The sequence below is a fragment of the Chryseobacterium sp. MIQD13 genome, from assembly GCF_050496705.1.
GTDB lineage: Bacteria > Bacteroidota > Bacteroidia > Flavobacteriales > Weeksellaceae > Chryseobacterium.
Genome location: NZ_JBNWAF010000002.1, coordinates 747064 through 757926, shown reverse-complemented (window position 1 = coordinate 757926; position 10863 = coordinate 747064). Strand labels below are relative to the sequence as shown.

Sequence of the window (10863 nt, the reverse complement as noted above, 5' to 3'; positions counted from 1 at the left end):
AAAACAACCAGTCTTGTAGTCTTGTTATTTTGCTTTTTGGTCGTTATAAACCGGCCCTTACTATTTTTTTTTCTTTAAAAGTACTTCATCGATAAAAACACGACGGCTTACTGCTTCGTAACTCTCGGTTTCACCAAGTTCTACCAGATCATTTCCCTGGGAAGTTCTCATAGAATAGTTGGCCAGATTACCTGTTCTCTTGCAAATAGCATGCACTTTCGTTACATATTCTGCGGTAGCCATTAAATTGGGCATAGGCCCGAAAGGACGTCCGAGGAAATCCATGTCAAGTCCTGCCACAACCACTCTTATGCCGCTGTTCGCAAGCTGGTTGGCAATATCAACAATGCTTTCATCAAAAAACTGTGCTTCATCTATTCCCACCACATCACAGTTAGAAGCCAGCAGAAGAATTTCATTGGGATTATCTACTGCTGTACTGCGGATTTTATTCTGGTTATGAGAAACAACGTCCTCATCAGAATATCGTGTATCCAGTCTCGGTTTAAAAATTTCCACATTCTGGCCCGCCATTTCTGCTCTTCGCAATCTTCGGATCAGTTCCTCGGTTTTTCCCGAAAACATAGAGCCACAAATAACTTCCATCCAACCACTTTGTTTGGAATGATTAATTGTATTTTCTAAAAACATTTGTTAAATTAGCCGTATATTTTTAAGATCAAAAGTAAGCAATTTTAATAAGATTCTTATTATGCAGAACATCCAAGATTTAAAGGAAAAAATTTTTTTTGAATCCAAGAATATCATCGATATTCTGGAGAAAATAAACAATGTAGACGAATTACTTTCCAAGCAGGATCTTGTGGATGAGCTTGCGAACAGGATCTCTTTTTTAAGGCTTCTTGAAAAAAATATTGAGTATTTTATTACAGATAATTCACAGCAAAATTCAGATAATCAATATGTTTCGTTGAATCTGGATGATGCGCATGAAGCTCATCATGAAGTAACGGAAGAAGAAGCGATTTTCAATAATGAGTTCAATGAGATTGATGAAAATGAGGGTGAAAATTATACAGTTGAATCAGGAGATGAGGAGGAAAAATTTAATCATCAACTGGATGAGATCGTAGAAAATGAGTTTCACGAGAATATCGTAAGCTTTGCAGAAGAAAACTATGGTGAGGAATCGGTTGAAGCTGTTCAGGAAAAGACTTCTTACAATGAAATTACTGAAGAGGAAGCTGTTTTCAATAATCAGCTGAACGAAATTGATGAAAACGAATCTTTCAATCCTGGTGAAAAAGTCTTTAGTTTTGTTGATGAAGAAAGAATTCTTGCCGGTGCAGAACCGGATAATGATGAAGATCTAAATGAAGATTTATTTATCAATGAAACGACAGAAGAAGAGGTGGTTTTTAATAATCAACTCAATGAAATTGACGAAGATGAAGAAAATGTTTCACATGAAACAAATGCTTTAACTGATTTTGAAAAAGAAGCATCAGATCACACAGATAGTGAGCAGGCTGAAAGAATTCCAAGCATTTTTGATACTGAAATGCTGGAAGACGAAATACTGATCGAGGAGAACGAGGAACAGTTCAGTGTATCTAATGCAACACTTGAACAGGGAGAAATGCTTACAGAGACTTCTAATGTAGAAAGCATTCTTAGCGAAATAAAAAATGATTCTCCTTCAGAAGAAAAAACAGAAACTATCCTTGCAGAAGTATATGACAGAAGAAAAATTGTTGAAATAGACAAGCCTCTTCCGGATACAGAAAAAATAAAACCGGCTTCTGATGAAAGTTTCGAAGATTTGGATGCCTATCAGCATGAGAAAAAAATAAAACTGGCCAGTATCAAAGGATTAAAAGCTGTACAGACCCTTTTTGATGATGATCCTCTTGAAAGAGAAATTCCGAAGGAAAAACCTGTTTCTGAAACAAAAGAAGACCAGGGAAGCATTCTGAAAACTAATATTCCGACTAATTTTATGGAAGCAGATAAGGTAAAACCTGAGTTCAGGCTGGATCTGAATGACAGAATTGCTTTTTCAAAAATGCTTTTCGGAGGAAGCCAGTCGGATCTGAACGAAACGGTAGCCCAATTAAACAGCTTCAGAAATCTGGAAGAAGCAAAAGAATATCTCAGCGATCTTTATTATGAAAGGAAGTGGAGTAAAGTAGATGAATATGCCCAGAGACTCTGGATATTGGTAGAAAATAAATTCTTATAATTTTGAGCGGAATCTTATATTTTGTTCCCACACCGGTCGGGAACTTAGAAGATATGACCTTCAGGGCTGTAAAAGTCCTCAAGGATGTTGACTATATTTTATGTGAAGATACAAGGACATCAGGAATACTTTTGAAGCATTTCGAGATCTCCAAACCTTTAAAATCTTATCATCTTCATAACGAACATCAGGCCACCGAAAAGGTAATTGCCGACCTTAAAAGCGGACAAAATATTGCCATTATAACTGACGCAGGAACTCCGGGAATTTCAGATCCGGGTTATCTGCTGGCAAAAGCAGGATCAGATAATAATATCGAAATGATCTGTCTTCCGGGGGCAACAGCCTTAATTCCGGCTCTTGTAGTATCCGGACTTCCGAATAATGAATTTTTGTTTGCAGGATTTCTTCCTCAGAAAAAAGGAAGACAGACTAAACTTAAACAGCTTGCGGAAGAGAAAAAAACCATTGTTTTATATGAAAGTCCTCATAAGATCAATACAACTTTGGAACAGATCAAAGAATTCTTTGGTGAAGAAACAAAAGCAAGCCTGAGCAGGGAAATTTCCAAAAAATTTGAAGAAACCAAACGCGGGACTATCAATGAATTAATTGAATTTTCCAAAAGCAAAACTTTAAAAGGAGAGATTGTTCTTATTGTAAATAATTCTATTTAAATTCATTGAAATATCTAGTTTTCGCACTGTGTTCATCGGTGTGTATGGCCCAGACCAATCAGTATACCAAAATCCTCCTTTCAAAAAAGACAGGTAAAGAAGTATATTCCTATTCTGAAGGATACGGAACTGTTTACGACTCAAAAAATAAAAAAGAAAGTATTGTAGATTCGCTGGGAAATATTACGTTCGAATCTCCGCACAGTATTTCTCACATCTTTAAAAACAGGTTTGTTTTAACCTCCAGAGATTCCAGTTCCAGGCCCAGATCTACGATCATTGACGAGAAAGGGAATTCATTACTTCCTTTAGAGGATCAGAGCTTCAATACTCCATGGCTGAGCAGAATATGGATTATTTCATCTAAAGAAGGGAAAGAAGCGGTTTATGATTATAGCGGCAAAGAGATCATCCCTTATTCTGACAGAATTCAGTTCGCGGGAGAAGACCGTTTCTTTGTGCTGAAAGATAAAAAATGGGTTTTATATAACCTGAATGGAAAGCAGATCAGCAACAGGGAATTTAAAGAAGGTTATCACTTCGAAAACGGTAAATCTTTGATTATTAATGAAGAAAATCAAAGTGAGATTATTGGGAAAGACGGACAGACTCTGCACAAATTTTCAAAGCAGATCTACAACTCTGATTCTTATCCTTATCTGATTACCAAAAATAAAACAACAGGAAAATACGGTCTTGTTGATGCAGAAGAGAATATCCTTGCTGATGAGATTTTTGATGATGCTTCTCCGGAATATTTTGGAACGAAAGAATATATCTATCTGAGAAAAAAAGGGAAGGCAACAGTCTTTAATAAAAAGGATAAGAAGCTTTATCCGAATAATTTCAAATATTTAACTCCGTTATCTAATGATCTTTTCAGTGTTTATAATGATAAATTAAATAAAACGGGTGTTGTAAATCTTAAGGGAGAAGTTATTGTTCCTCAGGAATATGATTTTATACAGAGTTTCAGCATTTCAGGGAAAGACTTTATTTACCTTAAAAAAGGACAGGAAGAAAAGTTTCTGGATAAAGACCTGAAGAATATTCTGGAAGAAAACACACGGGTCATAGCTTTCTATCCTGACCAGCTGATCATTAAAAAAGGGGAAAACTATTATCAATTTTCTGTTTTAGACGGCTCTGCATCTGTTTTGAAAGGCATTATTTCCATTAAAGAACAGGAGGTGAATTTTTTCAATATTTTTAATCTGTATTCAAAGCCTGCAGTCTGCAGAAACAGTGACAATTTATATGGAATAATTGATGAAAAGGGAAAAGAAATTGTTCCTTTTATCTATGATGATATCATTGCCTTTGAAAACTCTGAAAATGAAATTGTCGTTAAAAAACAGGATAAATATGGGGTTGTGAATTTTCAGAACGAGCCTTTGAAAGATATTATTTATGATAAATATTATTGGCAGAAAGAAGTTTTGAAGCTGGATAAAGACAAAAAAACGGAAATACTTTATTTTACAAGATTTAAAAATAGTGGCAGCCGTCTTTAGGATATGATAAAAAACAGCGAAAAATTTTCACTAATTTGATGATTTGGAATGCATTGAATAACAATTTATAATATCTTTGCGCACTGAATAATCCGTATAAAATTAAATATGCTAAATTGCTGTTTTTTCAAAGACGGAAATATTTACAAGAATATAATTATCAAGAGATATGATGAAACTATTAGAAGGAAAAGTAGCACTAATTACCGGAGCTACAAGAGGAATCGGAAAGAAAATAGCTGAAATGTACGCTGAACAGGGTGCAAAAGTAGCATTTACCTATGCCGGCTCTGTAGAAAAAGCTAAGGAATTGGAAGCAGCTTTAAGTTCTGTAACCCAGATCAAAGGATATCAGTCTGACGCATCAGATTATGATGCAGCTCAAAAATTAATCGATGATGTAATGGAAGAGTTCGGAAAAATTGATATTCTGATCAACAATGCAGGAATTACAAGAGATAACCTGCTGTTGAGAATGTCTAAGGAAGACTGGGATCAGGTAATGAGAATCAATTTGGATTCGGTATTTAACCTTACAAAGGCGGTAATCAAGCCAATGATGAAGGCTAAATCAGGATCTATTATCAATATGACTTCTGTAGTTGGGATCAGCGGAAATGCAGGACAATCCAACTATGCAGCTTCTAAGGCCGGAGTAATCGGGTTCACAAAATCGATAGCGTTGGAATTGGGATCAAGAAATATAAGATGTAACGCAGTTGCACCCGGATTCACTGAAACTGAAATGACGGCGGATCTGGATGAAAAAACCCTTCAGGCATGGAGAGAAAGAATTCCGATGAAGAGAGCAGGACAAACGAGTGATGTTGCCAATGCCTGTGTATTCTTAGGAAGCGAAATGTCATCTTACATCACAGGACAAACCCTGAACGTAGACGGCGGAATGCTGACTTAATAAATAAAGTAAAAACGGGCTGTACATCATTTGTACAGCCCGTTTTTATTTATACAAACAGATAAATCTGTTTAATCTCAAAATCAGTGAGAGAATTAATTTCTTCTAATCCTTAAAAATCTGGTTTTCCTGCTCCTGAACTCTGATAAAAGTAGTCCTTTTAGACAGTTCTTTAAGTTTGGAAGCACCTACATAAGTGCATGTAGAGCGTACACCACCCAAAATATCTTTCACGGTCTCAGAAACAGGTCCTTTATAAGTAGCTTTCACCGTTTTCCCTTCAGAAGCACGGTATTCTGCAACACCTCCGGAATGCTTATCCATTGCTGTTTTGGAACTCATCCCATAGAAAAGACGGAATTTTTTACCGTTTTCCTCAATGATTTCGCCACCACTTTCGTCATGTCCTGCAAACATTCCTCCCAGCATCACGAAATCTGCACCCCCTCCGAATGCTTTAGCCACGTCTCCCGGAACTTTACAGCCCCCATCAGCGATAATATGGCCTCCTAAGCCGTGTGCAGCATCAGAACATTCAATAATAGCCGAAAGCTGAGGATAGCCAACGCCTGTTTTCACTCTTGTTGTACAAACAGAGCCGGGCCCGATGCCTACTTTGATAATATCTGCCCCTACCAGCAAAAGCTCTTCCACCATTTCTCCTGTTACTACATTTCCAGCCATAATTATTTTATCCGGAAAATTAGCTCTTGCCTTCTTCACAAATCCAACGAAATGCTCTGAATAACCATTAGCTACATCTATGCAGAGAAACTCAATTTTTGGGTGCTTTTCGAGGATCAGTTTAAGTTTTTCCTCATCAGCTTTGCCTGTTCCTGTACTTAAGGCAATATACTGATGGATGCTTTCAGGCTGGCTGTCCAGAAACCGGCTCCATTCCTCAGGAGTATAATGCTTGTGAACAGCTGTAATAATTTTGTCTTTAGCCAATTCTACCGCCATTTCAAAAGTTCCCACGGTGTCCATATTGGCAGCAATCAGGGGAACACCTCTCCATTTCTTTTTAGTATGCCTGAATGTAAATTCTCTTTCAAGATCTACTTCTGAACGGGACTTTAATGTAGAACGTTTGGGACGGAACATTACATCCTTAAATCCAAGCTTTATATCGTATTCTATTCTCATAATTTGTAAAAAATTAATAAGAATAAATGTAGGGAAAAGTTTTAAGGAAAAATTGAAAAGGAGGGGTTTTATAAGTTTTTTAACTGAGGAATAATTAGACTGGAATAATGCATATTGGAAGAGGAAGTTCCCGAATTCACATAAGGTAAATAAAAGACAGCAAAAATATCTGTGCAAATCCGGGAAATCTGCGATTATAGAAAATTATCAAAAAGGGCGGAAAATTATCTTTTCACGCCCCATAAGTTTATTGTTCCTCTATGCATAAAGCCTAGCTTTTCATATAGCTTTTTGGCTCCTGTATTGCTTTCCGCAACATGTAAAAAAGGAGTTTTTCCGTCTTCAAAAATCTTTCCGGAAACAAAGGTTACCAGCTGCTTGGCCAGACCCTTTCCGAGATGATCCGTATCTGTGATCACAGCACTTACCTCCGTCATATCATTCATCTGCATTCTTTCGCCTGTAACAGCGATTAATTTTCCTTCCTTAAAAATTCCAAAATAACGGCCTAGCTCAGGCGTTCTTACTTTAAAATAATAAGGATAGAATTTCATGACAAATGCAAGAAGTTCTTCCTGGTTTTCTTCTTTCAGTTCAATAATTTCCTCTGTAATATCCATCTGAACAGGATTTTCGAGAATATACTGGTCACATATAAGCAGTGAAGGTTCTGTTTTAAAATTTACCAGGTCTGGCTTTGCTCCGAAAATCAGAAAATCATTGCAAATTTTTGAATATTCAATGATATCTTTCTCTTTTGATACTTCCAATGAACCACCAAAAGAGGCTATTTCGGGATTATAGAATTTTGTATCCCCGAAGTTTAAGCAAAACTTTTTATGGTATTCATTAAGTGAATGATAAACAGGATTGTCTAACTTTTCGTACATCAGTTAAAATTCATTACTTCTTCAAGAGTTTTCATATATTCATACGCTGTAAGATCGAACTTTACAGGAACAATTGAAATGTATCCGTTAGCCAGTGCAGTTTCATCAGCATCTTCAGAATCATCCATATTGTTGAAATATCCGGTTAACCAGTAATATTTTTTTCCGTGAGGATTCACTCTTTCGTCAAAGCTCTCTTCCCATTTTGCATTGGCCTGCTTACATACTTTTATACCTTTTATTTCTCCTGCTGTCAGTTTAGGAATATTAACGTTCAGTACAATTCCTTTCGGCATTGGATTTTCAAGGGTTCTTCTTACAATATTCTGGATATGTTCTTTTGCCTGGGTAAAATCTGCTTCCCAGCTGAAATCCAGTAATGAGAAACCTATAGCCGGAATTCCTTCCACACCCGCTTCTACAGCAGCAGACATCGTTCCTGAATAGATCACATTAATTGAAGAATTAGCACCATGATTGATTCCCGAAACGACAATATCCGGTCTTCTTGTCAGGATCTTGTCAAGGGCCATTTTTACACAGTCAACAGGCGTTCCGCTGCATGAAAAATCCGTTTGTGGTCCTTCCAGGTTTACTTCTTCGTAGCTTAAGGTAGAGTTGATTGTAATAGCGTGGCCTTTTCCACTTTGGGGAGAGTTCGGAGCAACAACAATAACATCTCCGATTTCGTTCATAAATTGTATAAGGTTTCTGATACCGGGTGCGGTGATTCCATCGTCATTAGTTACCAGAATAAGTGGTCTTTCCATAAAAAAATCAATTTTAATAATAAGGTGAATCATGCAATAATTAGCGCAGATTTCACCTATCAAATGTAGTTAAAAGTTTTTGAAGATGAAAAAGTACATTAGGAAGGTTATACCCTTGAAAATGTTAAATTCTGATGAATAAGACCTTTAATTGGAAATATCCGGATTATTTTTTTTCGCCTGTTCTATAAATGTGGATGGAGATATTCCGGTAATACTTTTAAAAGTTTTGGTAAAAATACTGTGGGAAGAGAATCCGCTTTCTTCGGCCAGATAACTGATTTTATAGTTCCGGTATTTTGAATCGCGAATAATTCTGGAACAGATGTAATCAATTCTCAGCTCGTTAATGTAGGTGTTGAAATTTTTTTGTTTATGCATATTGATGATCTCTGAAACATAATGGGTATTGGTCTCAAAATCTGCAGCCATTGATGCTAGAGTTAATTTCGGATTGATAAATTTTGTATTTTTTTCAAACTTGTCCAGTTTACTTAACAGTTTTTTTTCAAGATCAGCGGGAATGGTTTTCTTCGGGTTTGAGATCGTTTTGGCTGATGCATTATCTGCAGCAGTTTCCATCAAATCCCTATTTTCTTCTGCTTTCTTTTTCATTTTGGAAATTATCTCCTTATAAATATCGCTTTCCTTTTTTCGTTTTTTTCTGTGATATAGAATCAGGAATAGTATTATCAAAGCAGCAGATAATAAAGAAAAAATGATAATGTTTCTGTTGAGCTCCTTCTTTTTGGTTTCTTTTTTCAGATCATCATCCATTGTTTTAACGACATCAGCAATAGCTTTTTGTTCTTCAGTATTGAGCTTCTCATTTACTTTAAGAAATAACTCATTATACTTTTGATAATTAGCTAAATCATTGACAGACTTATAGTTTTGAGCCAGATAACTATACAGGCCGGCTTTAATCGGGTAATGATCTTCACTGATCTTTCCTTCAATTGTTTTAAGGGTGTCTATTGCCCTCTGATATTCTTTTCTGTAATTATAGATTAATGACAGGTTAATGTATGTGTTGATCTTTCTATAAGGCCCGTCAAAAGTTCCATTGGATAGTTTGAGAGATTTGTTATAATAATATTCCGCAGAATCCATTTTGTTTTTTTTAAAATAATTCATTGCCATTGATGCATTGGCATATGCATAATAGGATTGAATCATTGTCTGATTGGATTTTGCCTGAGATAATACATTAAGAGCCTTATTATTATAGATAATTGCAGAATCATATTTTCCCTCTTCATATAAATCGGTAGCATATTCTAGCAGGAAACCAGTCTTTAGCCAGAGCTTTTCTCCGGTATTTATTTTTTCCAGATTAAGGATTCCGTTTCTGAGCGCTTTTTTTGCTTTTTCATACAGTTTTAAATTTCTGTACTGGACAGCCACTGTTCCGTAAGACTGGGAAATACCTTTATAATTTTCTGTTGTGACTGCTATCTGATTTGCTTTTAATGCATATTGCAGAGCCTGTTCTCTTTTCCCCATGGCAGAATAGGACTGACTAATCAAACCATGTAATTCAGCAATATGGCTTTTTTCGTGTAGCTTTGGAATATAGGACTTTGCAATGATAATGGCTGAATCAGGATCTTTTTGTCCGACTGCATTTATATGCCCGAATATTTTATTCAGTTCCTCATTGGAATATTGAGAAAAAAGAGGAATATTGAATAGGATGATAAATAAAAGACAAATTTTTCGCATGACTTTTTACATGAGATCTAAACTCAAATTTATCATTTTTTTACTGTGTTATTTATTATTCATTAATAAAATCAGATAATACGGATTCTGTTATAGATTTACGGCATTTTGCGAACTGGGAATTTTCAGGATATACACTTTCTGTAAGGCGGGTTGCAAAGAAATAGACATTACCGGCAGTTTCTGTATATCCTACCCACCAGCCTATATCTTTTCCATTTTTTCTGGTCCATCCTGTTTTGTCATGAAATACCATTCCGTTTTCTTTTTTGGATATCATCATTTCCTTTACGGTATCCATATTCTTTTCGGAGAAAGGCAGCCTGTTTTCGTACAGGTCAACCAGGAATGTGATTTGATTCACCGGAGTGATACCGAATTCACCATAATTCCAGAAGTCTGTACCTGTGCTGGTGATATTCTGGTTTCCATAGTGGATTTCCTTAAGAAACTTTTTATACTTTTCCTTTCCTATTCTTTCAGCCATCTTTACATAGAACCATATCGTTGAATTTTTATAGGCATTCTTCATATCAGTATTTTTATTCCATGCATCCATTCTGCCTCCAAAAAATTTTTTTTCAGTACCGTCCCATTTCAATACCTCATTTTCATCTAAGACAGCTTTGGTTTCCAATGCAATTAATGAATTAGGTATTTTGAAAGTGGAAGCGGGAAGCGTTTCTGTATAAGCGTCCAGACTGTCTGTATACAGCCATTTTTTGTGCTGATAATCATAAATAGTAGTGCTTCCTTTAACCTTACATTCATCAAAATATTTTTGAAAGAGGGATTGGCCCTTTATTCCGTTAATATTGAAAAACAACACCAGTATGATCAGGAAGATGAATTTTAATTGCTTACTTAATAAATGGAGACTTTTTGGTTTTAGAAAATAGATATGGGTAATCATGTTAGATATATTTCAGGAAATAATTATACAATACAGGAACAGAGATTTTATTCTGATTTTAGAAAATTTTTTTCGTACAAACGTATAAGGTAAACAAATATAATTGCAA

The 10863-nt window shown here is 35.7% G+C and carries 10 protein-coding genes; 4 read left to right on the top strand and 6 right to left on the bottom strand.

From position 1 onward, the window contains the following. Positions 1-60: 60 nt before the first annotated feature. Positions 61-651 (bottom strand): thymidine kinase, encoded by a 591-nt coding sequence (locus ACQWU4_RS10435; RefSeq protein WP_429935704.1) that lies wholly within the window; start codon positions 649-651, stop codon positions 61-63. 61 nt (positions 652-712) lie between these two features. Between ACQWU4_RS10435 and ACQWU4_RS10430 the strand changes: the two genes are divergently transcribed. The 4 genes from ACQWU4_RS10430 to fabG all read left to right on the top strand — a co-directional run bounded on the left by ACQWU4_RS10430 (position 713) and on the right by fabG (position 5310). Continuing rightward, positions 713-2203, top strand: a complete 1491-nt coding sequence (locus ACQWU4_RS10430) for a hypothetical protein (RefSeq protein WP_429935703.1) — start codon at positions 713-715, stop codon at positions 2201-2203. A gap of 2 nt (positions 2204-2205) precedes the next feature. Then, the gene (gene rsmI / locus ACQWU4_RS10425; RefSeq protein WP_429935702.1) at positions 2206-2880 is read left to right on the top strand and encodes a 16S rRNA (cytidine(1402)-2'-O)-methyltransferase; all 675 of its coding nucleotides are present in this window, start codon (positions 2206-2208) and stop codon (positions 2878-2880) included. Between the two features lie 44 nt (positions 2881-2924). Then, positions 2925-4394 (top strand): WG repeat-containing protein, encoded by a 1470-nt coding sequence (locus ACQWU4_RS10420; protein ID WP_429935701.1) that lies wholly within the window; start codon positions 2925-2927, stop codon positions 4392-4394. Between the two features lie 172 nt (positions 4395-4566). Then, positions 4567-5310, top strand: coding sequence for a 3-oxoacyl-[acyl-carrier-protein] reductase (gene fabG, locus ACQWU4_RS10415; protein WP_429936046.1), 744 nt, complete (start codon positions 4567-4569; stop codon positions 5308-5310). A 105-nt stretch (positions 5311-5415) separates the two neighbouring features. On the opposite strand, the gene ACQWU4_RS10410 is transcribed toward fabG, so the two are convergent. The 5 genes from ACQWU4_RS10410 to ACQWU4_RS10390 form a co-directional block, all read right to left on the bottom strand. Next, positions 5416-6456, bottom strand: coding sequence for a GMP reductase (locus ACQWU4_RS10410; protein ID WP_429935700.1), 1041 nt, complete (start codon positions 6454-6456; stop codon positions 5416-5418). 224 nt (positions 6457-6680) lie between these two features. Further along, positions 6681-7346, bottom strand: coding sequence for a GNAT family N-acetyltransferase (locus ACQWU4_RS10405; protein WP_429935699.1), 666 nt, complete (start codon positions 7344-7346; stop codon positions 6681-6683). After that, positions 7346-8116 carry a 5'/3'-nucleotidase SurE gene (gene surE / locus ACQWU4_RS10400; protein WP_429935698.1) on the bottom strand — a complete coding sequence of 257 codons (771 nt, stop codon included), beginning with the start codon at positions 8114-8116 and terminating at the stop codon, positions 7346-7348. The genes ACQWU4_RS10405 and surE overlap by 1 nt, the downstream gene beginning before the upstream one ends. 147 nt (positions 8117-8263) lie before the next feature. Beyond that, on the bottom strand, positions 8264-9841 hold the full coding sequence (locus ACQWU4_RS10395) for a helix-turn-helix domain-containing protein (protein WP_429935697.1): 1578 nt from the start codon (positions 9839-9841) through the stop codon (positions 8264-8266). A gap of 55 nt (positions 9842-9896) precedes the next feature. Next, entirely contained in the window at positions 9897-10754 is an 858-nt protein-coding gene (locus ACQWU4_RS10390; protein ID WP_429935696.1) for a penicillin-binding transpeptidase domain-containing protein, read from the bottom strand. Positions 10755-10863: the final 109 nt, after the last annotated feature.

Excerpts from the sequence above, each read along its gene's own strand:
- ACQWU4_RS10410 (WP_429935700.1), bottom strand. The coding sequence starts at position 6,456 with ATGAGAATAGAATACGATATAAAGCTTGGATTTAAGGATGTAATGTTC.
- ACQWU4_RS10405 (WP_429935699.1), bottom strand. The coding sequence starts at position 7,346 with ATGTACGAAAAGTTAGACAATCCTGTTTATCATTCACTTAATGAATAC.
- ACQWU4_RS10395 (WP_429935697.1), bottom strand. The coding sequence starts at position 9,841 with ATGCGAAAAATTTGTCTTTTATTTATCATCCTATTCAATATTCCTCTT.
- fabG (WP_429936046.1), top strand. The coding sequence starts at position 4,567 with ATGAAACTATTAGAAGGAAAAGTAGCACTAATTACCGGAGCTACAAGA.
- ACQWU4_RS10430 (WP_429935703.1), top strand. The coding sequence starts at position 713 with ATGCAGAACATCCAAGATTTAAAGGAAAAAATTTTTTTTGAATCCAAG.
- ACQWU4_RS10390 (WP_429935696.1), bottom strand. The coding sequence starts at position 10,754 with ATGATTACCCATATCTATTTTCTAAAACCAAAAAGTCTCCATTTATTA.
- ACQWU4_RS10420 (WP_429935701.1), top strand. The coding sequence starts at position 2,925 with ATGGCCCAGACCAATCAGTATACCAAAATCCTCCTTTCAAAAAAGACA.
- ACQWU4_RS10435 (WP_429935704.1), bottom strand. The coding sequence starts at position 651 with ATGTTTTTAGAAAATACAATTAATCATTCCAAACAAAGTGGTTGGATG.
- surE (WP_429935698.1), bottom strand. The coding sequence starts at position 8,116 with ATGGAAAGACCACTTATTCTGGTAACTAATGACGATGGAATCACCGCA.